Source organism: Neobacillus phoenicis (genome assembly GCF_047302305.1).
Taxonomy (GTDB): Bacteria; Bacillota; Bacilli; order Bacillales; family Cytobacillaceae; genus Neobacillus.
In genome coordinates this window covers 1,724,926-1,748,298 of record NZ_CP154847.1, presented here as the reverse complement: position 1 = coordinate 1,748,298, position 23,373 = coordinate 1,724,926, and the positions used below count along the sequence as shown (strand labels likewise).

Below are 23,373 nucleotides of genomic sequence, written 5' to 3'. Positions count from 1 at the left end.
TTATTATGTATTAAGAAAGTCACTTACTATTGTACCAAACTTTTCTTTTTCTTCCACATGAATTGCATGTCCACTGTTTTCACAAATCATCCAAGCTCCGTTTTTCAACTCTTTGAGCATTTTTTCAGCTATCAAACAGAACTTATTATCCTTTTTACCAGTAAGCAGCAGGACATCTATTTCTATCTCATTCAATCTTCCCCACCAGGAAGGCTGTGACCCGGTGCCCATACCTCTCAAGCTATTGGCAAGCCCGATTGACGAATTGTTTAAACGTTGACTCCTTATGGATTCATTGATTGATTTAGGCAAACTCTTCATGGTCGAAAATAAGGGAATCTCCTCCCAGTAATCGACAAACGGTTGAATTCCATGCTCATTAATAAAATTTGCAAGTTTCACATCATTCATGCGGCGAATTTCTCTTTCCTTCTCTGTTGGAAGTCCAGGTGATGCACTTTCCAAAATCAACTTACGAACCCTATGAGGAAAGAGAATGGCAAAGGTAAGAGCAAGCCTTCCCCCCATTGAATAACCAAGCACATCCACTTGTTCCACTCCTATATGATCAAGGAGTTTATATAAATTATGGGCTACCGCCTCAATATTGTAGAAATCTAGTGAATCAGGTGACTCAGTCTGCCCATGACCAATAATGTCAGGTATGATCACCTTGGAATGCCTACTCCACTCTTCAACAAATGGGAGCCATGTCGTAAAATCCCCTGTAAATCCATGTAAACAAACCAAGGGAAATCCATTTCCGAAAACTTCAACATGATAGTTAAGCCCCTCCACCACTACATCCATTAATGAGCTCCTTTGACAAATTCTGATATTTCCTGGGAAACAGAACGCCAAATTTCGCGGTGCTCGTCACGATTTTTTTCTCTGTTCGTTGCCACTTCGTACACATTAATACCAGACTGGTCAACTGATTTTTTCATTTCCAATTCAAACTGATCCCAATTTTGGATTCTGGAAAAATACCCATTAAACATGCGAACAGCGTGCTCAAAGTCTATATTTAACGGTGTTCCAAACAAGAGTTCAAAATTCTTAGGGTGTTCAGACTGTGGAAGGAAAGAAAAAATTCCGCCCCCATTATTGTTCACTAGGATGATATGGATATTAATATTGTAAAGTTTTGCTGCGATAAGGCCATTTAAATCATGGAAAAAGGTTAAATCACCTAGCACAAGATATAATGAATCAGAATACAAGGCGGCCCCTAGTGCTGTGGATACAGTCCCATCGATCCCGTTTGCACCTCTGTTAGCCATAACCTTAATAGATTTATTATTATTTAGGAAGAAACTATCTAAGTCACGAATCGGCATGCTATTTCCAACAAAAAGAGTTGAACCTTCAGGCAATAAATCTGCTAATTGGTAAAACAGACGCCCTTCACTTAATTCTGTGATATCTCGTATTTGGGTCATATTCGATTTCGTTAGCTCGTTTACCTTACGCCATTCTTCTAAGAAGGCAGTAGATCCTTTGCTTTCATTAAAGCTAAGCAATTTTTCACAAAATAAAGTTTCATTACAAAAAACCATTTCAGTAGATAACGATGCGGGGTCGCGCCAGCCTCCACCACCATCAATGACATATTGCTCTGCTGCATGATTTTCTTTTAAGAAAATCGTTAATGATTTCGAGATGGGCATGGCCCCGAATCGAATCACCACTTCAGGCTTCAGAAAGGATTTGGCATCTTCATTTCGTAAAAATGTATCGTACGTTTCAATAATATTTTCATGACTATGTCCCCCGCTTCTTAATTGAGACAACGGGTCCGCCAATATTGGAAAGTTTAATGAAGTGGAAAGTTTGGTCACAGCATCAGCAAAATTTTTGTCTTCGAGATTCCCACAAACAATAATGCCTCTCTCTTTTCCCCTTAATTTTACTGCCATTTCTTTAAAATACACATCATCTATAGTTAATTCGCCATTATGAACCTTCACATATCCTTTTGGCCGTTCTGTAAATTGGAACAGAGTTTCATCCATCTTAGGGATAAGCGGTTCCCTAAATGGAAAATTCAAATGAACGGGTCCAGATGGTGCCCCTGTTGCGATAGCCGTGGCCCGAGCACAGACTGTCCGTGCATAACGGATCATTTCGTCACTATTCTCCGGTAAGGCCATTTCTGCAAACCACTTAACATGTTTTCCATATAAATGAATTTGGTCAATTGCCTGTGGAGCACCCACTTCTCTTAACTCATGTGGCCTGTCTGCTGTCAACACAATTAATGGCACCCTTGAATAGCGTGCCTCAACAATGGCTGGAAAATAGTTTGCTGCAGCAGTGCCCGAAGTACAAAGAATAGCTACTGGTCTTTTTGTTGCTTTTGCTATTCCTAAGGCAAAAAAAGCCGCTGAGCGCTCATCTACATGGATATGAACCTTCAAATCAGGATGTTCCGCCATCACCATTGCCATGGGGGTAGATCTAGAGCCCGGGCTAACGACCACATCTGTTATTCCTGAAGAAAAAAGCTCTGCAACAAAGGCAGCGATATATGCGGTTAATGCTTCTTGATGATTCATATTATTGTCCTCCAAGAGCTCGAAGCATGGGTCTAAACTTCAAACTCGTCTCCATATATTCACTTTCTGCATTCGAGTCTGCAACCACACCACATCCAGCAAACAACGAAGCCTCTCTTCCCTGAATAAGACCAGAACGGATCGAAACGGCAAATTCACCATTCTGCCTATAATCTACCCAGCCTAGCGGAGCAGCATAAAAACCACGGTCTAAGTCCTCCACCTGTCTAATCTTTTCAACTGCCGCCTCTTTCGGTAATCCGCCAAGTGCAGGAGTGGGGTGAAGTCGTTCAACTAATAGCAATAAGGAAGCTGCTTGATTACACTTTCCTATCACAGGTGTGTACAAGTGTTGAATATCTCTAATTTTCATTAACTGAGGCTTAGCTGGAAGAATGATTTCTTCACATGATTCTTCCAGGGCTTCCTTAATCATTTCCACCACATAACCATGCTCGATTAAGTTTTTCTGATCGTTTAATAACGTCTCACCTAAAATTCGATCTTCTTCTTCGGTCTTTCCCCTTGAAATAGAGCCAGCCAGACATGTAGAGTACACTTCAGTTCCCTGTTTTTTAACGAGCCTCTCTGGTGAAGCACCGATGAAGCAATCCCCATTCGACTCAAAAGCAAAAATAAAGCTTTCGTGCTGCTGGGTGTACAAATTATTTAGTACATCCTCAGCCTCTACTAAGTCGTTAAAAACAAGCCTTAATTCACGTGCAAGTACAACCTTTTTTAACGGACCATTTGTTAACTCATTCACAACTCCATCAACAGTGCTTTTCCATTTTTCAGGAAGAATCTCTCTTTTTTCAACTAATGCACTAGGCAGTGATTTATATTTTTGTTCTAAGGAACCTAATAGTTGATTTCTTTCTTCGAGAATCTTGCTGAATAAAGACAAGTCATCATGGGGGGTACAAACTGTGTTGATGGTTAAAAAGGCCTTTCCATGAACAATACTTAGTAAGTATTTAGGAATATGAAATAAAGAATCCGCAAATTTAGACCAGAGCTCTGTTTTTTCTTTATAAGGGTCAAATGAAAAACCACCGAACATGACAGGACCAGTCCCAATTTCGTTAAATTCGTTGTAAATAAGGCTATCCTTTAAGAAGTTTTTCCACTCCTTCTCAACAAGAAAAAAGCGGTCAGTAGCCTGATCCGACTGAATTTGTTTAGAGATACCAAGTCCAATAAGAATGACATCATTTGTAGGATCCTTCCAGAAAAAACGTTCCCCTTGGTAGCGTTCCTTTCCGGCATTAAAAAATTGTAATGGGTGAATCATGTCCATTTGATGAACTTCACTTATTAAAATCGGCCGACCTAGTTCTTTCGCACGATTAACCGCCGAAAGACCCTTTTGTATTATTTCCGTTTCTTGAATGGTAACCAAACAAATCCCTCCAAAACAGCCGAAATGACTGTTATCCATTCATTTTAAGCTTTATTTAAGATACTATTCCCATTGTAAAGAAGTCAATATTACTTGTCACTACTAAAACTGCCTTCATTCCTTATTATATATCAAATTGTCACCTTTTTGGTGAAAACGGATTTATCATTACTTTCATTGTCCCACGAACCAACTAATAATAATCGAACAGGTATTATCTTCTAGTTTTGATAGCAAAAATTAATTGACACTAATACTGGAATTCCATACACTTAGTTTTGGGCATAAACCCATACAACACTACTAATTGAACTTCATATAGAGAATAAATTTTAGAAAAGGGAGAGAATAATATGCAGCCAAATATACAGCAGAATTCAAAACCTGCCGTTGAATCAAATCGTGGCTTTCAAGTTTGGTGGCAAATGACCCGACCACATACATTAACTGCTGCTTTCGTACCGGTTTTATTAGGTACTGCACTTGCTTTAAAATCAGGCAACATTCACTTTGGACTATTTTTAGCCATGTTAATTGCTAGTTTATTAATACAAGCAGCTACGAATATGTTTAATGAATACTTTGATTTTAAACGCGGCCTCGACAATGAACATTCAGTCGGAATTGGCGGATCTATTGTCCGTGACGGAATTAAGCCAAAAACAGTAATGCAAATTGCTTTAAGCCTTTATGGAATAGCCCTTTTATTAGGAGTTTATATTTGTTTGAATAGCAGCTGGTGGCTGGCAGCAGTCGGTCTCGTTTGTATGGCAGTTGGATATCTATATAGCGGTGGTCCATTACCGATAGCTTACACCCCATTTGGTGAATTATTTTCAGGCTTTTTCATGGGAATGTTAATAATTCTGATTACTTTCTTTATCCAAACAGGAACTGTTTCCAAGACAAGTATCCTTATTTCCATTCCAATATTAGTGTTAGTTGGCGCAATTAACTTTTCAAATAACATTCGTGACCTTGATGGTGATAAAGAAAATGGCCGTAAAACATTAGCCATCCTTATTGGAAAAAAGAAAGCCATCCGCTTATTAGCTGTCATGTTCGTCTTTTCTTACCTTTGGATTCTCGGTCTTATCATCAGCAATGAGGCACCAATTTGGACAGCAGTTGTTATACTAAGTGTACCGAAAGCAATCAAAGCAATCAAAGGTTTTATCGCTGGTACGTTGCCAATTCAAATGGCACCAGCAATGAAGGCAACTGCCCAAACCAATACGATTTTTGGATTTTTATTAGCGATTGGAATTTTCATCGGACATTATATTTAAATAAATGCTGCGATAAACGGCAATGTTGATTGGAGCGAAGCGACGAGGAGGCTCCCCGGCACGCCCGCGGAAAGCGAAGCGCCTGGAGTGGAAATCAACATCCAAGTTTAAAGGAGCCTAAATAAAACAAAGAAAGCTTCTGCCATTTTAGCAGAAGCTTTTTTGTTAAATTGATTTAATCCCCCAAATACCATCCGCGTATTCTTGAATGGTTCGGTCACTTGAAAAATAACCCGCATGAGCAATATTCGATAAACTCATTTTTTGCCATCTTAAAGTATCATTAAACGCTTCTCCAACAGAACGTTGAATATCAGCATAGGATGCAAAATCCTTTAAAACAAAATATTGATCATTTTCCTCAAGTAGGGAATCAAAAATTGGCTCAAATTCGTTATAAACTCCAGGAAAAAATCCGTTTACCAGTTGATCGACTGCCTGACGAATTCTAACATCATGGTGATAATAGTCAACAGATTGGTATCCTCCATGTTGATAATAATGGAGAACTTCTTCTGCACTAAGACCAAATGTAAAAATATTTGAGTCGCCCACCAATTCCTTTATTTCAATATTAGCACCATCTAATGTCCCAACCGTTAATGCGCCATTAATCATAAATTTCATATTTCCCGTACCTGACGCTTCTTTGCTTGCCGTTGAGATTTGTTCACTTACATCTGCAGCAGGAAAAATTTTTTCAGCTAAAGAAACACGATAATTCTCAAGGAAAATGACTTTCAAGCGGTCATTCACTTTTGGGTCATTATTTATTTTTTCAGCCACCGTATTAATTAATTTAATAATTTTCTTTGCATAATAATACCCCGGAGATGCCTTTGCTCCAAAAATAAACACTCTTGGTACAAGCGAGAAACTGGAATCCTCTCTAATCTTGTTATAAAGGTGCATAATATGTAACACATTTAACAATTGACGCTTGTAGGCATGAAGTCGTTTTACTTGGACATCGAAAATTGCCTGTGTATCCACTGCGACACCCGTTTTATCGAGAATAATATCTGCCAGAACCTGCTTATTTTCATTTTTTATTTTAAGGAGCTGCTCTAAAAATGCGGTATCATGTTGAAAATTAAGTAAGCTGGAGAGCTCTGTTCCTGAATAAGTCCAGGATTCCCCAATCGATTCAGAAATCAGGGATGATAATTTCGGGTTGGCTTTGAGCAGCCAACGGCGGTGTGCAATTCCATTTGTCTTGTTATTAAACTTTTCAGGATATAACTGGTAGAACTGATTCATCTCCCGTTGCTTCAAGATCTCCGTATGCAGCTTCGCCACACCATTGACACTAAAGCTTCCGACGATCGCTAAATGAGCCATTTTCACAAAATCATCTGCTAGAATGGCGAGACCCCTTATTCGCTCCCACTCACCTGGCGTTTGATTCCATAACTCACTGCAAAAGCGTTCATTAATTTCTTCAATAATCATATAAATCCTAGGTAGTAATGGCTGAAAAATATGGATTGGCCATTTTTCCAAGGCTTCAGATAGGGTTGTATGGTTTGTATACGAGATTGTATTTTGTGTAATTTCCCATGCCTGTTCCCAATCAAATCCTTCTTCATCAATGAGGATTCTCATTAATTCTGGAATAGCAAGTACGGGGTGAGTATCATTGATATGAATACAAATATGTTCATGGATCTGATTTAAGCTCGTATGTTGTTTTCTGTAGCTTTTAATAATGGATTGAATACTAGCTGAAACGAGAAAATATTGCTGCTTTAATCTTAAAATTTTCCCGTCATCATGCGTGTCATCCGGATATAAAAACTCAGAAATCGATTCTGTTTCTCGCTTATATTTTAAAATATCTTTATGAAAGGGAAATTGTGACGGTTCCGCATTCCAAAGCCTTAACGTATTAATCGTATTTGATTTATACCCTATGACTGGCATATCATGAGGTACAGCTGTAACGGTTTCCGCATTTAGGTGATGAAAGACAAGACGTTCATTTTCCATTTTGGCTTCCACCTTACCCCAAAATGGAATTTTCACCGCATAGTCTACTTTCCTAATTTCCCAAACATTGCCGCTCCGTAACCATTGTTCAGGTAATTCCACTTGATAGCCATCCACAATTTTTTGTTCAAATAGCCCATGTTTATACCGTATTCCATGACCATGTCCCGGAAGATTAAGGGATGCAAGGGAGTCTAAAAAGCAGGCGGCTAGTCTTCCTAAGCCGCCGTTTCCTAAACCCGCATCACTTTCTAGTTCTTCTAACTCTCCCAGGTCAATGCCTAGTTCTTGGAGACCTTCTTGGACAGTTTCTTCAATTCCTAGATTGATTAAATTTTGCCTTAGTAACTTTCCTAATAAGTATTCAATGGAAAGATAATATACCTGCTTCCCCTGTGCAGCATGGTACCGCTCGTTTGTAGCAATCCAGTCATTACTTACATATTCACGAATCATGTTCCCTAGTGTTTGATAGTGGTCTCTATTAGAGCTTTCTGAGAAATTCTTCCCGCACAGCATCTCAAGCCTCTTTAAAAAGGTCTTCTTAAACTCAGTTGTACTAGAAAACATGGGTTTCACTCCTTGAGATGAGCTCCGCATAGAGTTGGTTATATCGGAATGCGGACTGTGCCCAGCTATAATCCATTTTCATTGCTTGCGTGACAATGGTTTCCCACACATCACGGTCATGATAAAAGCTAACCGCTCTTTGAATAGTATAGAGCATGTCATGAGCGTTAAAGTTTTTAAAGGAGAATCCATTTCCTTCACCAGTAAATTCATTCCAGGCATGGACTGTATCGTTTAAGCCTCCCGTTTCACGAACAATTGGCACCGCACCATATTTCATAGCAATTAACTGACCGAGTCCACATGGTTCGAACAAGGATGGCATTAAAAATAAGTCAGCTGCGGCATACAACTTATGAGCAAGCTCTTCATTAAAACCAGTATAAACTTTTAATTTTTCAGGATAAATACGGGCAGCCTGTCTTAAATGTTCTTCGTATTCGTAATCACCAGTGCCAAGAATGATAATTTGAATCTCCTCTTGTAAAAGATCGCGCAGCACACACTTCACTAAATCAAGCCCCTTTTGCTTCGTTAGTCTTGAAATCATAACGAGTAAGGGAGTTCCTGCGCTTTGTGGGAGGTCAAACCGTTTTTGGATCTCGCTCTTATTGATTGATTTTTTTTCGAGAGTAGTTGCTGTATAGGTTTGGTAAATCAATTCATCCTTGGCAGGGTTGTAAAAGTCCTCGTCTATTCCATTTAAAATACCAAGGAGATCTTCGTTTCTCTCCCTTAGAAGTCCATCTAGTTTTTCACCAAAGACTGGTGTTTGAATCTCCTCTTTATAGGTCGGACTTACGGTGGTGATTTTATCAGCTGCAACCAATGCACCCTTCATAAAGTTAACATTTCCAAAGAACTCTAAGGTGTTGGGACGAAAGACTTGATAGTCCAGTCCAAGTAAATCACTAAGCACCTCTTTCGGAAAGATACCCTGAAATTGAAGGTTATGAATGGTAAACATCGTCTTAATAAGACCGTACCCTTTTCTCTTGTAATATTCTGTTCGTAATAGAAAAGGAATCATCGCCGTATGCCAATCATGACAATGCATGACATCAGGAAAAAAATTCAGCTGAGCGATGGTTTCAAGCACCGCTCGATTAAAATAGGCAAATCTCTCTCCATCATCGTAATAACCATAGAGATTCTCCCGCTTAAAATAGTATTCATTATCTACAAAATAATAGGTAACACCCTGATAAGTTAACTCTTCAATGCCACAATATTGATTTCTCCAACCAACAGGAACAGTAAATTCTTTTATTTTTTTCATTTCCATTTTATACTCTTCAGAAATGGTTCCATACTTAGGTAATATTACTCTTACATCTGTTCCTAGGTTTTTTAGTTCTTTTGGAAGGGAACCAGCAACATCTGCTAGACCTCCAGATTTGGCAAATGGACCACATTCCGAAACAGCAAATAATACTTTCACGAGTTCATCAACGCTCCTTGTTTCGTCCCTTTTCGAATCACATATGGGGAACGAGCAGTTCCGACTAAGTGGGTTCCTGCTTCTACTCTTACATCTTTATCTAGAATAACTGAATCTAGATAACAATTATCTTCTATATGGCATTTTTGCATGATAATACAGTTCTTAATCACTGCACCTTTACCGATTTTAACTCCACGGGAAACGATACTATTTTCAACATGACCATTAATTAAACAGCCATTAGCAATCATTGCGTTTTTCACTTCAGAGCCTTTTACATATTTGGTCGGAGGTTCATCCTTTACCTTTGTAATAATCGGCTGTTCTTTGATAAAGAGTTTTTTCCATACATCTGGCTGCAACAAGTTCATACTAGTAGAAAAAAAGTTTTCAATGGAATCAATCATTACCGCATGACCTTCATAATTATAGCGGCAGATCGTGAAGTCATTATGTAGATCATTTACTACATCCTTCATACACGTATATCCTGTTTCATTTCTTGTTTCAATTAACTTTATTAACAAAGAAGTCTTAATTAAATACATCTCCATTGGACGGCCATCTTTATGATGGATTTCAGTGATATCACATCCATTTTCACTATGCCAATTAAGAACAGAATTAAAGGTCATGTTAAAAACAGTATAACAGTTAGTAATAATTGCATATTCTTGGGTACTTCGATAAAAGAAGTCCAGGTTCGCGGCAAAATGCTCAAACGACCCGATTTTATTCCCGTCGTTATCAACAATTGGAGACGGGAAAAAGAAAAGTCCGTCCCGTTTTCGATTTAAATCCCAGTTTTTCCCTGAACCAAGATGGTCCATAAGCGAGCGATATTGCATTTTTGGAAAAATAGCTACACTTCGTATCCCTGAATTCACCATATTTGATAAGACAAAATCTATAATGCGGTATCTGCCCGCAAAAGGTAGTGCAGCTAGTGAACGGTGGGTTAATAAATCTTCTAAATTCTCATGGTAAGTAGTGGCATCAATGACACCTAAAAGCTTTCTTTTCACTCCGAACCCTCCAATTAATAAAATGGGAAACGCCTTTTCAAGGGGGCTATTTTAGGCCCTTGAAATTAATTAAAATGCAGGATACAGTCCTCTTATCATTTCGTCTGTAACTAAAACAATCTCACCATCAAAAGAACGAATCACTGTTCCGTCTGGTACTTGAACATCGCATGGAACAATCGCTTTTTCAATCAAGCAATTATTTCCGATTGTGGCATCTGGCATAATGACAGACTCTTTAATAATAGATCCACTTCCCACGGTCACCCCTTGGAATAATACAGATTGCTCGATTTCACCTTCAATCGTACATCCCTCGTTAATTAGTGATTCCTTAACCACTGCATTTGGTGATATATATTGGGGAGGCTGGTTCGGATTGACAGAGTATATTCTCCAGTCATGGTCAAATAAATCTAGGTCACATTCTTCTCCTAACAGATCCATGTTTGCTTCCCAAAGGCTTTGCACCGTTCCTACGTCCTTCCAATACCCTTTAAATGGATAAGCAAACAATTTCTTATTTTCTTCTAAAAGCATCGGAATGACATCTTTCCCAAAGTCATGGCTTGAATCAGCTTTTCGATCGTCCATTTCTAAAAATTCCTTCAGCACATTCCAGCTGAAAATATAAATCCCCATGGAAGCAAGATTGTTCTTTGGATTCGCGGGTTTTTCCTCAAACTCTACTATTCTCATATCCTCGGTTGTATTCATGATGCCAAATCGACTGGCTTCAACCCACGGCACCTCGATTAAGGAAATCGTTACATCTGCCCTTTTTTGAATATGATAATCAAGCATACTTTCATAGTTCATTTTGTAGATATGGTCCCCGGATAGGATTAATACATATTCCGGCTGATATTGCTTCAAATAATTTAAGTTTTGATAGATGGCACTTGCAGTACCTGTATACCACTTTACTTCTGAAGACTCACTGTATGGTGGTAAAACAGTAACTCCGCCATCTTTACGATCGAGGTCCCATGCACTGCCAATTCCAATATACGAATTTAACAACAAGGGTTGGTATTGTGTAAGAACACCGACCGTATCTATCCCAGAGTTAGCACAGTTACTAAGCGTAAAATCTATAATACGGTACTTTCCACCAAATGGTACCGCTGGCTTTGCCAAATCCTTTGTTAGTGAATTAAGTCTGCTACCTTTCCCTCCTGCTAATAACATGGCTACGCACTTTTTCTTTGCCATTTCCTTTTCGCTCCTTCCGTTTTTTAACCGGTCTAATTATTTGAAAACCGAATGCGGGGATGCAGATGTCTATTGAGTATGTTTGACCATGGAATGGTTCTTCTATTGCGACTATGGTCTTTTTGTTAACCATTCCCGTTCCACCGTATTCTTTTTGATCACTAGTAAAAATTTCCCGATATTCTCCTGGTAGAGGAACACCGATTTTATACATAGGGTAACTGACACCAGTGAAGTTGCAAATAATGATTAAATAATCTTCTTCTTTTTTCCCCTTTCGAATAAAGGAGAAGACTGATTGATGACTGTTATTCGCGTCAATCCATTGAAAACCTTCCTGTAAATGATCCAGTTCATAAAGGGCTTTTGAGCGCTTATATACCTTAGTTAGCACTTTGACATAGTCATTTAAGCTCCGGTGCATGTCATAGTCCATTAAGTGCCAATCAAGTTGTTCTTTATCCTTCCATTCGGCAAACTGCCCAAATTCAAACCCCATAAATAAAAGTTTTTTTCCTGGGTGTGCAAACATATAGCCGAGGAGAAGCCTTAATTGAGCAAATTTTTCCCAATATTCGCCTGGCATCTTATCTAGTAACGATTTCTTGCCATGTACCACTTCATCATGCGAAAAGGGGAGCATAAAGTTTTCTGAAAAAGCATATAAAAGTGAAAAAGTAACTTTTGAATGTGCTTGCTGCCTTGAGTATGGAGGAGTTTCCATATATTCAAGCATGTCATTCATCCAACCCATATTCCATTTGTAATCAAAGCCAAGACCTCCATAATGGACGGGTGCTGTAACTTGTGGAAAATCAGTTGAATCCTCACCAATCATTAAAAAGTGTGGGTCGTATTCATGGATTTCTTGATTTAATTTTTTTAAAAAATTTATTCCAAATGGATTTTCACACTTACCGTTTGAAGCATTTGGCCAATAAATGATATTTGCCACCGCATCCATTCGGAAACCATCAATATGGAAATATTCCATCCAATACCTAGCATTTGAGATAAGGAAACTTTGTACTTCTCCCTTTCCAAGGTCAAAGTTTGCTGTACCCCATACAAGATTTTCTCTATCACATTCATGCTTATAGGAATAGATATGAGTCCCATCAAATCGATAAAGTCCATGAGCATCTTTACAAAAATGCCCTGGCACCCAATCCAGGATGACACCAATACCATGCTGATGACATTGGTCTACAAAATCGCGAAAGTCATCTGGAGTTCCATACCTTGAAGTGACTGAAAAATATCCTGTACCTTGATAACCCCATGAATCGTCGAGCGGGTGCTCGACAATCGGCAACAACTCAATATGAGTAAAACCATGTTCAATTACATACGGTATTAGCTCTGCTGCTAGTTCTTGATAAGTTAAGTATTCATTGTTGGTTGTCTTCCTCCAGGAACCCAAATGAACCTCATAAATGATGGCTGGTTCAGATAGGAAGTTCTTTTTTCCTCTACGATTCATCCAATGATTATCTTGCCACTTATAGTTATTTAGTGAATAAACGATCGAAGCGGTCATTGGTCTTATTTCAGAATAAAACGCGAATGGATCTGCCTTTAACAGTCTTTCTCCTGTTTGTGAGAAAATTTCATACTTATAAAGACTTCCTGTCATGTCTTGCTTCAAGATTAGAATCCAAACGCCTTCATTGTTAACCCTTTGTAATTCATACCCTTCACCATTCCAGTTGTTAAAATCCCCTGCAAGTCTTACCTGACGGGCATTAGGGGCCCATACGCAAAAGCGTGTATATACTTGGTCGGAATTCTTGAAGATATGAGCGCCAAAGAGCTGATGACTCTGAAAGAAGTTTCCTTCATGAAATAAGTGCAGCTGATAATCAGTAGGAAATAACGTGTTCACTGTCATGGCTAATCTCATCCCCATTGAAAATATGTATTTCAAAAACCAATTATAATTCCAAATGGTTGATATGCCTCCAAAAACTTTTTTATCTTTTCTGACAATTAATGTTGTAAACTGCTATAAAAAGGCATTTTTCAACAATATTCAACACCAAACGACAAATAATCTATCGTAAATCGACAGGAATCTTTAAAGTTTTTTTGATTTTTTTTATAAAAAACCTTTAAAAAAATTATTTGATTTATAACACGTTAAAGTAGTAAATTTTTAAGAAATGCAGTATTTTGTAAGCGTTATCAATTTTGATTCCGGGTGAAAATCCTCTAAATTATTATTTCTCTATAATATTTTCACGGTTGATGAGGTTTGTGATTCTTAAAATGGAATAATGGGACTTTTTAGCTAGTGTATGAGGAAATGGTCACAGAAATGGAGAGATGAATTTTTAAAGCTGCTTTGGTCACATATGAGGGGAAGGACCTAGGGTACTCGATTAGTCTTGAATGTAGCATTTGGTTACGTACATGCCGTCTATGTTACCCATATGGTTGTTTTACGTTGTGTTCGGTCACGTAGGAACCGTCTATGTTACCCATATGGTGTTTTACGTTGTGTTCAGTCACGTAGGAACCGTCTACGTTACCCATACGATTGTTTTACGTTGTGTTCGGTCACGTAGGAACCGTCTACGTTACCCATACGATTGTTTTACGTTGTGTTCGGTCACGTAGGAACTGTCTACGTTACCCATAGGATTGTTTTACGTTGTGTTCGGTCACGTAGGAACTGTCTACGTTACCCATACGATTGTTTTACGTTATGTTTGGTCATGTAAAAAATCCACCTTTCACAATCAATAATCTTAATCCAAGCTTCCTCTAAAAAGAACACAAAAAAACTGATGATAATATATCATCAGTTTTTTTGTATGACCCCTACGGGATTCGAACCCGTGTTACCGCCGTGAAAGGGCGGTGTCTTAACCGCTTGACCAAGGGGCCAAAAATTAAATTATATGGCAGAGAAGAAGGGATTCGAACCCTCGCGCCGGTTACCCGACCTACTCCCTTAGCAGGGGAGCCCCTTGAGCCACTTGGGTACTTCTCTATATGGCTCCGCAGGTAGGACTCGAACCTACGACCGATCGGTTAACAGCCGATAGCTCTACCACTGAGCTACTGCGGAATAATACATGGTGGGCCTAAATGGACTCGAACCATCGACCTCACGCTTATCAGGCGTGCGCTCTAACCAGCTGAGCTATAGGCCCATATTATGGAGCGGGTGATGGGAATCGAACCCACTACATCAGCTTGGAAGGCTGAGGTTTTACCAGTAAACTACACCCGCAAAATAAATGGGGCGACTGATGGGAATCGAACCCACGAATGCCTGAACCACAATCAGGTGCGTTAACCACTTCGCCACAATCGCCGTAATAAAAATTATTTACTTTAAAATATAAATGGTGGCTCAGGACGGAATCGAACCGCCGACACAAGGATTTTCAGTCCTTTGCTCTACCGACTGAGCTACTGAGCCAACATATGGCGGTCCGGACGGGACTCGAACCCGCGACCTCCTGCGTGACAGGCAGGCATTCTAACCAACTGAACTACCGGACCATATTGCGGGGACAGGATTTGAACCTGCGACCTTCGGGTTATGAGCCCGACGAGCTACCAGACTGCTCCACCCCGCGATAATAGAAATTATGAAGTTTGAAATATGCTCCATGTTTTGTTACTGACTGTCCCCATCTCAGAAAGCTTATTCAAGTAGCAGCTCGATGGGTACAACTCGCAGTTTATTCATTGAAGCAACGCTCGTTGCTCCACCCCGCGACGGTAAAAATTTAGTTTTTAAAAAATAATATGGCGGAGGAAGAGGGATTCGAACCCCCGCGCGGTTTAACCCGCCTGTCGGTTTTCAAGACCGATCCCTTCAGCCGGACTTGGGTATTCCTCCATATTATTAAGAATTTCTGGTGGACCTTGTAGGACTCGAACCTACGACCGGACGGTTATGAGCCGTCTGCTCTAACCAGCTGAGCTAAAGGTCCAAGTTGAAGTTTCTATTACCATAATGTTAAAACCGTCTGTCCCCATCTCAGAAAGCTTACTCAAGTAGCAGCTCGATGGTGACAACTCGTAGCATTTTCATAGGAGCTTTGCTCGTTGCTCTAACCAGCTGAGCTAAAGGTCCAAGTTCTGAAAAATTATTTGGTAGCGGCGGAGGGGATCGAACCCCCGACCTTACGGGTATGAACCGTACGCTCTAGCCAGCTGAGCTACACCGCCAAATAGTTATTAAAGTTATGGTGGAGCCTAGCGGGATCGAACCGCTGACCTCCTGCGTGCAAAGCAGGCGCTCTCCCAGCTGAGCTAAGGCCCCAATGTTGTGATAAGGATGGTCGGGAAGACAGGATTCGAACCTGCGACCCCTTGGTCCCAAACCAAGTGCTCTACCAAGCTGAGCTACTTCCCGTAATAATGGCGCGCCCGAAAGGAGTCGAACCCATAACCTTCTGATCCGTAGTCAGACGCTCTATCCAATTGAGCTACGGGCGCATTATTTTAAAAGTGGTGCCGAGGACCGGAATCGAACCGGTACGGTAGTCACCTACCGCAGGATTTTAAGTCCTGTGCGTCTGCCAGTTCCGCCACCCCGGCACATCTGGAGCGGAAGACGGGATTCGAACCCGCGACCCCCACCTTGGCAAGGTGGTGTTCTACCACTGAACTACTTCCGCATATAAAATTAAATGGTGCGGGTGAAGGGAGTCGAACCCCCACGCCTTGCGGCGCCAGATCCTAAGTCTGGTGCGTCTGCCAATTCCGCCACACCCGCATATTCATTTGAAATGGTGAGCCATGAAGGACTCGAACCTTCGACCCTCTGATTAAAAGTCAGATGCTCTACCAACTGAGCTAATGGCTCGTACCAAATGGTGCCGGCGAGAGGACTTGAACCCCCAACCTACTGATTACAAGTCAGTTGCTCTACCAATTGAGCTACACCGGCAAATAGTTTGGAAAAAATATTAGATTTTACACGCTGTCCTTGTAAACGTCATCCTGACCTCAGAAAGCTTATTCAAGTAGCAACTCGGTCAGTATGCTGAAGATTATTCAGGAAGCATATTCGGTCGTGCTCTACCAATTGAGCTACACCGGCATTTAGTAAGGAAAATATATGGTGGAGGATGACGGGATCGAACCGCCGACCCTCTGCTTGTAAGGCAGATGCTCTCCCAGCTGAGCTAATCCTCCATATTACAGCCTGGCAATGTCCTACTCTCACAGGGACTTTCGTCCCAACTACCATCGGCGCTGAGAAGCTTAACTTCCGTGTTCGGTATGGGAACGGGTGTGACCTTCTCGCCATAATTACCAGACCATTTATTCGACACTATTTTATTATAATGTCTTTTTCATATTTTGCAAGAGGAAATTTCAATTTTTTCATTCCCTCAAAACTAGATAATGTAGAAGAAGTGTTTGTAAAAAACGAGTTCGCTTAAAACTTGGTTAAGTCCTCGAACGATTAGTATCAGTCAGCTCCACATGTTACCACGCTTCCACCTCTGACCTATCAACCTGATCATCTTTCAGGGTTCTTACTAGCTTGACGCTATGGGAAATCTCATCTTGAGGGGGGCTTCATGCTTAGATGCTTTCAGCACTTATCCCGTCCGCACATAGCTACCCAGCGATGCCTTTGGCAAGACAACTGGTACACCAGCGGTGCGTCCATCCCGGTCCTCTCGTACTAAGGACAGCTCCTCTCAAATTTCCTGCGCCCACGACGGATAGGGACCGAACTGTCTCACGACGTTCTGAACCCAGCTCGCGTACCGCTTTAATGGGCGAACAGCCCAACCCTTGGGACCGACTACAGCCCCAGGATGCGATGAGCCGACATCGAGGTGCCAAACCTCCCCGTCGATGTGGACTCTTGGGGGAGATAAGCCTGTTATCCCCGGGGTAGCTTTTATCCGTTGAGCGATGGCCCTTCCATGCGGAACCACCGGATCACTAAGCCCGACTTTCGTCCCTGCTCGACTTGTAGGTCTCGCAGTCAAGCTCCCTTGTGCCTTTACACTCTACGAATGATTTCCAACCATTCTGAGGGAACCTTTGGGCGCCTCCGTTACTCTTTAGGAGGCGACCGCCCCAGTCAAACTGCCCACCTGACACTGTCTCCCACCCCGATAAGGGGTGCGGGTTAGAATTTCAATACAGCCAGGGTAGTATCCCACCGACGCCTCCACCGAAGCTAGCGCTCCGGTTTCTACGGCTCCTACCTATCCTGTACAAGCTGTACCAAAATTCAATATCAGGCTACAGTAAAGCTCCACGGGGTCTTTCCGTCCTGTCGCGGGTAACCTGCATCTTCACAGGTACTATAATTTCACCGAGTCTCTCGTTGAGACAGTGCCCAGATCGTTACGCCTTTCGTGCGGGTCGGAACTTACCCGACAAGGAATTTCGCTACCTTAGGACCGTTATAGTTACGGCCGCCGTTTACTGGGGCTTCGATTCAGAGCTTCGCTTGCGCTAACCCCTCCTCTTAACCTTCCAGCACCGGGCAGGCGTCAGCCCCTATACTTCGCCTTGCGGCTTCGCAGAGACCTGTGTTTTTGCTAAACAGTCGCCTGGGCCTATTCACTGCGGCTCTTCGAGGCTATTCACCTCAAAAAGCACCCCTTCTCCCGAAGTTACGGGGTCATTTTGCCGAGTTCCTTAACGAGAGTTCTCTCGCTCACCTTAGGATTCTCTCCTCGCCTACCTGTGTCGGTTTGCGGTACGGGCACCTTTTATCTCGCTAGAGGCTTTTCTTGGCAGTGTGGAATCAGGAACTTCGGTACTAAATTTCCCTCGCTATCACAGCTCAGCCTTTACGGAAAGCGGATTTTCCTACTTTCCAGCCTAACTGCTTAGACGCGCATATCCAACAGCGCGCTTACCCTATCCTCCTGCGTCCCCCCATCACTCAAACGATAAAGAGGTGGTACAGGAATATCAACCTGTTGTCCATCGCCTACGCCTTTCGGCCTCGGCTTAGGTCCCGACTAACCCTGAGCGGACGAGCCTTCCTCAGGAAACCTTAGGCATACGGTGGATGAGATTCTCACTCATCTTTCGCTACTCATACCGGCATTCTCACTTCTAAGCGCTCCACCAGTCCTTACGGTCTAGCTTCAACGCCCTTAGAACGCTCTCCTACCACTGACATCTAAGATGTCAATCCACAGCTTCGGTGTTACGTTTAGCCCCGGTACATTTTCGGCGCAGAGTCACTCGACCAGTGAGCTATTACGCACTCTTTAAATGGTGGCTGCTTCTAAGCCAACATCCTGGTTGTCTAAGCAACTCCACATCCTTTTCCACTTAACGTAAACTTTGGGACCTTAGCTGGTGGTCTGGGCTGTTTCCCTTTTGACTACGGATCTTATCACTCGCAGTCTGACTCCCACGGATAAGTCTTTGGCATTCGGAGTTTGTCTGAATTCGGTAACCCGATGAGGGCCCCTAGTCCAAACAGTGCTCTACCTCCAAGACTCTAACTACGTGAGGCTAGCCCTAAAGCTATTTCGGAGAGAACCAGCTATCTCCAAGTTCGATTGGAATTTCTCCGCTACCCACACCTCATCCCCGCACTTTTCAACGTGCGTGGGTTCGGGCCTCCATCCAGTGTTACCTGGACTTCACCCTGGACATGGGTAGATCACCTGGTTTCGGGTCTACGACCACATACTCATTCGCCCTATTCAGACTCGCTTTCGCTGCGGCTCCGTCTCTTCAACTTAACCTTGCATGGGATCGTAACTCGCCGGTTCATTCTACAAAAGGCACGCTATCACCCATTAACGGGCTCTAACTACTTGTAGGCACACGGTTTCAGGAACTATTTCACTCCCCTTCCGGGGTGCTTTTCACCTTTCCCTCACGGTACTGGTTCACTATCGGTCACTAGGGAGTATTTAGCCTTGGGAGATGGTCCTCCCTGCTTCCGACCGGATTTCACGTGTCCGGCCGTACTCAGGATCCACTCAGGAGGGAACGAAGTTTCGACTACAGGGTTTTTACCTTCTCTGACGGGCCTTTCCAGGCCGCTTCATCTACCCCGTTCCTTTGTAACTCCATGTTGAGTGTCCTACAACCCCAAGAGGCAAGCCTCTTGGTTTGGGCTATGTCCCGTTTCGCTCGCCGCTACTCAGGGAATCGCGTTTGCTTTCTCTTCCTCCGGGTACTTAGATGTTTCAGTTCCCCGGGTATGCCTTCAATACCCTATGTATTCAGGTAAAGATACTGTTCCATTACGAACAGTGGGTTCCCCCATTCGGAAATCTCCGGATCAAAGCTTACTTACAGCTCCCCGAAGCATATCGGTGTTAGTCCCGTCCTTCATCGGCTCCTAGTGCCAAGGCATTCACCGTGCGCCCTTTCTAACTTAACCTAAAAGGTTTGTTTCTCTAAATTAATAGAGAGAAAACTAAAATGGCGATTACTCGATGTTTTACTTGACTTCTTCATTACGATTATCTAGTTTTCAAAGAACGATTAAAAAAAGCTTTGAGAGATTGCACTCTCAAAACTAAACAAACAAGAAACAATCAAACAAACATGTTTTGTCTGGCTCATATGTCCAGCTTATATCCTTAGAAAGGAGGTGATCCAGCCGCACCTTCCGATACGGCTACCTTGTTACGACTTCACCCCAATCATCTGTCCCACCTTAGGCGGCTGGCTCCTTACGGTTACCCCACCGACTTCGGGTGTTACAAACTCTCGTGGTGTGACGGGCGGTGTGTACAAGGCCCGGGAACGTATTCACCGCGGCATGCTGATCCGCGATTACTAGCGATTCCGGCTTCATGTAGGCGAGTTGCAGCCTACAATCCGAACTGAGAATGGTTTTATGGGATTGGCTAAACCTCGCGGTCTTGCAGCCCTTTGTACCATCCATTGTAGCACGTGTGTAGCCCAGGTCATAAGGGGCATGATGATTTGACGTCATCCCCACCTTCCTCCGGTTTGTCACCGGCAGTCACCTTAGAGTGCCCAACTGAATGCTGGCAACTAAGATCAAGGGTTGCGCTCGTTGCGGGACTTAACCCAACATCTCACGACACGAGCTGACGACAACCATGCACCACCTGTCACTCTGTCCCCCGAAGGGGAACGTCCTATCTCTAGGAGTGTCAGAGGATGTCAAGACCTGGTAAGGTTCTTCGCGTTGCTTCGAATTAAACCACATGCTCCACCGCTTGTGCGGGCCCCCGTCAATTCCTTTGAGTTTCAGCCTTGCGGCCGTACTCCCCAGGCGGAGTGCTTAATGCGTTAGCTGCAGCACTAAGGGGCGGAAACCCCCTAACACTTAGCACTCATCGTTTACGGCGTGGACTACCAGGGTATCTAATCCTGTTTGCTCCCCACGCTTTCGCGCCTCAGCGTCAGTTACAGACCAGAAAGCCGCCTTCGCCACTGGTGTTCCTCCACATCTCTACGCATTTCACCGCTACACGTGGAATTCCGCTTTCCTCTTCTGCACTCAAGTCCCCCAGTTTCCAATGACCCTCCACGGTTGAGCCGTGGGCTTTCACATCAGACTTAAAGGACCGCCTGCGCGCGCTTTACGCCCAATAATTCCGGACAACGCTTGCCACCTACGTATTACCGCGGCTGCTGGCACGTAGTTAGCCGTGGCTTTCTGGTTAGGTACCGTCAAGGTACCGGCAGTTACTCCGGTACTTGTTCTTCCCTAACAACAGAGCTTTACGACCCGAAGGCCTTCATCACTCACGCGGCGTTGCTCCATCAGACTTTCGTCCATTGTGGAAGATTCCCTACTGCTGCCTCCCGTAGGAGTCTGGGCCGTGTCTCAGTCCCAGTGTGGCCGATCACCCTCTCAGGTCGGCTACGCATCGTCGCCTTGGTGAGCCGTTACCTCACCAACTAGCTAATGCGCCGCGGGCCCATCTGTAAGTGACAGCCGAAACCGTCTTTCAGCTTTTCCTCATGAGAGGAAAAGGATTATCCGGTATTAGCTCCGGTTTCCCGAAGTTATCCCAGTCTTACAGGCAGGTTGCCCACGTGTTACTCACCCGTCCGCCGCTAACCACCGAAGTGGTTCGCTCGACTTGCATGTATTAGGCACGCCGCCAGCGTTCGTCCTGAGCCAGGATCAAACTCTCCAAGAAAGTTGATTAGCTCATTTTGTTACGTTGGCTTAGCTTCATAAGAAGCTAAATATTTTTGTTTGTTGACGTTTTTGTTTGTTTAGTTTTCAAAGAACAATATACGTGCTATCAAAAGTGATTTTCTCTTATTTAAGAGCAAATACCCTTCAAAAGCGACTTCCTTAATTTATCATATCGCCCAACTTAATGTCAACAACTTTTTTCACTTTCTTTTGTTGTTGAACTCTCTCGCTGAGGACGAGATTTAATATAACATGTTATAAAAATGATTGCAATATAATTTTAAAAGTTTTTTGGTTTATAATTATTTATTATAGTTATGGAACATTTACTTTATCTGCGCTCTAAAAAAAACTATTGGTTAATTAATTTCTTTTTAATATAAATTTTAGGGTAAATATATAAAGTCATATCCTGAACGAGGGAAGGATAAAATAATAGGAACACCTTAAAAATAATTTCAAATCACTTAACGCATATATCCCCTTAGGTATGCTTTTGTTCTTCCCTTATATACTCCATTATGTGTAAAATCAAAGAATGTTCCTATTAGGTAACTGCTTACATTCTACTAACTAATAAATTGGACGTGATTGAGTATGAACAATATGGAGATAGATATTCTAATTAAACTGGGTATTTCCGCAGTTTTTGGCCTGATTATCGGTCTGGAACGAGAATTAAAAAGAAAGCCTGTAGGACTGAAAACCAGTCTTGTTATATCTGTAGTAAGCTGTTTGCTGACCATTGTATCTATTCAATCTGCTTATATGTTTCCTAATTCTGATGATGTGAAGATTACTATGGACCCACTTCGCTTGGCGGCACAAATTGTTTCTGGAATCGGTTTTCTGGGGGCAGGCGTAATTTTAAGAAGAGGGAATGACAGTATTTCAGGTTTAACGACTGCTGCCATGATCTGGGGAGCAGCTGGTATTGGCATTGCAGTTGGTGCCGGATTTTATTTAGAAGCATTTGTAGGGGTAGCTCTTCTTATAATAAGTGTTGAATTAGTTCCTTTTCTAATGAAATTATTTGGTCCGAAACAATTACGTGAAAAAGAAATTATGCTTCAACTCTTTATAAGAGACCAAGCGCAAATTGACAAAGCGATTACCTTTCTTCTCGAGAAAAAATATATCATTCGTCGACTTCGAATTAAAGATTTAGATAACGGAGATCACTTAGTGCAGATATTAGTGGCAGTAGATTACCGTAATAAGACTACCGAAGTGTATGCATCAGTTTCTAATATAGAAGGAGTTCAAAAAGTAGAAATAGAAAGTATTAGCTAATGACCCTGGTAATATTGAAAAAATTACAAGATTTCCTCTTGCAAGTTATTTGTAATGCGGATATAATTTTCTTTGTACCAACATATTAGGGGGCTTAGCTCAGCTGGGAGAGCGCTTGCATGGCATGCAAGAGGTCGTCGGTTCGATCCCGATAGTCTCCATATTCCAAAAACCTTTGCGAAGCAAGGGTTTTTTTATTTTGTAAATCTACTTTTTTCAACCTTTCTTAAAAATGATAAAAATTTCCTATTTTTACAAATTCATCTTGCTTTGTTAATTGCATTTTCACTATAATAAAAAGCGTATAATAATGTTTTAAAAATTTAGAAAAGTCTGCAATTAAAAAAAGGGGGTTACTTCTCAAAACTAATAAATGTTATTTCCTCATGTCCTTTTTTCCAGTTTGGATTTTTTCACCATTTGACCCATCAGCATTGTCTTTTCTATTGACCTCAGATTCAGCACAAAGGTTTATTATGAGAGGGGGAGCTT

10 protein-coding genes, 22 tRNA genes and 3 rRNA genes are annotated in these 23,373 nt (G+C 42.0%); 3 read left to right on the top strand and 32 right to left on the bottom strand.

All coding sequences use genetic code 11. The annotated features are described in order from the left end of the window. Positions 1–3: 3 nt before the first annotated feature. Genes menH through AA0X95_RS08985 form a run of 3 tightly spaced genes read right to left on the bottom strand, consistent with a single transcriptional unit; the run spans position 4 to position 3,960 of the window. On the bottom strand, positions 4–810 hold the full coding sequence (gene menH / locus AA0X95_RS08995) for a 2-succinyl-6-hydroxy-2,4-cyclohexadiene-1-carboxylate synthase (protein ID WP_413308031.1): 807 nt from the start codon (positions 808–810) through the stop codon (positions 4–6). Next, positions 810–2,558 (bottom strand): 2-succinyl-5-enolpyruvyl-6-hydroxy-3-cyclohexene-1-carboxylic-acid synthase, encoded by a 1,749-nt coding sequence (menD, locus tag AA0X95_RS08990; RefSeq protein ID WP_413308029.1) that lies wholly within the window; start codon positions 2,556–2,558, stop codon positions 810–812. The genes menH and menD overlap by 1 nt, the downstream gene beginning before the upstream one ends. A gap of 1 nt (position 2,559) precedes the next feature. After that, positions 2,560–3,960 carry an isochorismate synthase gene (locus AA0X95_RS08985; RefSeq protein ID WP_413308026.1) on the bottom strand — a complete coding sequence of 467 codons (1,401 nt, stop codon included), beginning with the start codon at positions 3,958–3,960 and terminating at the stop codon, positions 2,560–2,562. A gap of 353 nt (positions 3,961–4,313) precedes the next feature. Between AA0X95_RS08985 and AA0X95_RS08980 the strand changes: the two genes are divergently transcribed. Next, positions 4,314–5,249, top strand: coding sequence for a 1,4-dihydroxy-2-naphthoate polyprenyltransferase (locus AA0X95_RS08980; RefSeq protein ID WP_413308023.1), 936 nt, complete (start codon positions 4,314–4,316; stop codon positions 5,247–5,249). Positions 5,250–5,414: 165 nt separating this feature from the next. Here the strand turns inward: AA0X95_RS08980 and AA0X95_RS08975 are convergent, their stop codons facing one another. The 29 genes from AA0X95_RS08975 to AA0X95_RS08835 form a co-directional block, all read right to left on the bottom strand. Continuing rightward, positions 5,415–7,808, bottom strand: coding sequence for a glycogen/starch/alpha-glucan phosphorylase (locus tag AA0X95_RS08975; protein WP_413308020.1), 2,394 nt, complete (start codon positions 7,806–7,808; stop codon positions 5,415–5,417). Beyond that, positions 7,798–9,249 (bottom strand): glycogen synthase GlgA, encoded by a 1,452-nt coding sequence (gene glgA / locus AA0X95_RS08970; protein ID WP_413308017.1) that lies wholly within the window; start codon positions 9,247–9,249, stop codon positions 7,798–7,800. The genes AA0X95_RS08975 and glgA overlap by 11 nt, the downstream gene beginning before the upstream one ends. Continuing rightward, complete coding sequence (locus AA0X95_RS08965) at positions 9,246–10,277, bottom strand: sugar phosphate nucleotidyltransferase (protein WP_413308014.1); 1,032 nt, start codon at positions 10,275–10,277, stop codon at positions 9,246–9,248. Before AA0X95_RS08965 ends, glgA begins: the two co-directional genes overlap by 4 nt. 69 nt (positions 10,278–10,346) lie before the next feature. Further along, positions 10,347–11,492, bottom strand: a complete 1,146-nt coding sequence (locus AA0X95_RS08960; protein WP_413308012.1) for a glucose-1-phosphate adenylyltransferase — start codon at positions 11,490–11,492, stop codon at positions 10,347–10,349. Then, positions 11,443–13,383: a 1,4-alpha-glucan branching protein GlgB gene (gene glgB / locus AA0X95_RS08955; RefSeq protein WP_413308009.1), complete on the bottom strand. Its 1,941-nt coding sequence runs from the start codon at positions 13,381–13,383 to the stop codon at positions 11,443–11,445. Before glgB ends, AA0X95_RS08960 begins: the two co-directional genes overlap by 50 nt. Positions 13,384–14,309: 926 nt before the next feature. Beyond that, positions 14,310–14,381: transfer RNA gene (locus AA0X95_RS08950), tRNA-Glu, on the bottom strand. 15 nt (positions 14,382–14,396) lie between these two features. Next, a tRNA-Ser gene (locus AA0X95_RS08945) sits at positions 14,397–14,487 on the bottom strand. 3 nt (positions 14,488–14,490) lie between these two features. Beyond that, positions 14,491–14,565: transfer RNA gene (locus tag AA0X95_RS08940), tRNA-Asn, on the bottom strand. 8 nt (positions 14,566–14,573) lie between these two features. After that, a tRNA-Ile gene (locus AA0X95_RS08935) sits at positions 14,574–14,650 on the bottom strand. Positions 14,651–14,656: 6 nt separating this feature from the next. Further along, positions 14,657–14,730: transfer RNA gene (locus AA0X95_RS08930), tRNA-Gly, on the bottom strand. A gap of 8 nt (positions 14,731–14,738) precedes the next feature. After that, positions 14,739–14,814: transfer RNA gene (locus AA0X95_RS08925), tRNA-His, on the bottom strand. 32 nt (positions 14,815–14,846) lie between these two features. Further along, positions 14,847–14,922, bottom strand: a tRNA-Phe gene (locus tag AA0X95_RS08920). Positions 14,923–14,928: 6 nt separating this feature from the next. Next, positions 14,929–15,005, bottom strand: a tRNA-Asp gene (locus tag AA0X95_RS08915). A gap of 3 nt (positions 15,006–15,008) precedes the next feature. After that, positions 15,009–15,082 (bottom strand) — tRNA-Met (locus AA0X95_RS08910). A gap of 173 nt (positions 15,083–15,255) precedes the next feature. After that, a tRNA-Ser gene (locus AA0X95_RS08905) sits at positions 15,256–15,348 on the bottom strand. Positions 15,349–15,365: 17 nt separating this feature from the next. Next, positions 15,366–15,442, bottom strand: a tRNA-Ile gene (locus AA0X95_RS08900). A 161-nt stretch (positions 15,443–15,603) separates the two neighbouring features. Continuing rightward, a tRNA-Met gene (locus AA0X95_RS08895) sits at positions 15,604–15,680 on the bottom strand. Positions 15,681–15,698: 18 nt separating this feature from the next. Next, positions 15,699–15,774: transfer RNA gene (locus AA0X95_RS08890), tRNA-Ala, on the bottom strand. A 16-nt stretch (positions 15,775–15,790) separates the two neighbouring features. Beyond that, a tRNA-Pro gene (locus AA0X95_RS08885) sits at positions 15,791–15,867 on the bottom strand. A gap of 6 nt (positions 15,868–15,873) precedes the next feature. Continuing rightward, positions 15,874–15,950 (bottom strand) — tRNA-Arg (locus AA0X95_RS08880). Between the two features lie 13 nt (positions 15,951–15,963). Further along, a tRNA-Leu gene (locus AA0X95_RS08875) sits at positions 15,964–16,052 on the bottom strand. A gap of 5 nt (positions 16,053–16,057) precedes the next feature. Further along, positions 16,058–16,132, bottom strand: a tRNA-Gly gene (locus AA0X95_RS08870). A gap of 13 nt (positions 16,133–16,145) precedes the next feature. Next, a tRNA-Leu gene (locus AA0X95_RS08865) sits at positions 16,146–16,230 on the bottom strand. 14 nt (positions 16,231–16,244) lie between these two features. Further along, positions 16,245–16,320 (bottom strand) — tRNA-Lys (locus AA0X95_RS08860). A gap of 8 nt (positions 16,321–16,328) precedes the next feature. Continuing rightward, positions 16,329–16,404 (bottom strand) — tRNA-Thr (locus AA0X95_RS08855). 172 nt (positions 16,405–16,576) lie between these two features. Then, positions 16,577–16,652 (bottom strand) — tRNA-Val (locus AA0X95_RS08850). Between the two features lie 8 nt (positions 16,653–16,660). Next, a 5S ribosomal RNA gene (gene rrf, locus AA0X95_RS08845) occupies positions 16,661–16,777 on the bottom strand. 129 nt (positions 16,778–16,906) lie between these two features. Continuing rightward, positions 16,907–19,842, bottom strand: a 23S ribosomal RNA gene (locus AA0X95_RS08840). A 206-nt stretch (positions 19,843–20,048) separates the two neighbouring features. Beyond that, positions 20,049–21,586, bottom strand: a 16S ribosomal RNA gene (locus AA0X95_RS08835). Together the 16S, 23S and 5S rRNA genes with 21 tRNA genes alongside form the textbook arrangement of a ribosomal RNA operon. A 608-nt stretch (positions 21,587–22,194) precedes the next feature. Here AA0X95_RS08835 and AA0X95_RS08830 point away from each other — a divergent pair. Together AA0X95_RS08830 and AA0X95_RS08825 are read left to right on the top strand one after the other, a co-directional pair. Then, positions 22,195–22,881, top strand: coding sequence for an MgtC/SapB family protein (locus tag AA0X95_RS08830; RefSeq protein ID WP_413309914.1), 687 nt, complete (start codon positions 22,195–22,197; stop codon positions 22,879–22,881). Positions 22,882–22,969: 88 nt separating this feature from the next. Then, positions 22,970–23,042 (top strand) — tRNA-Ala (locus AA0X95_RS08825). Positions 23,043–23,373 lie beyond the last annotated feature (331 nt).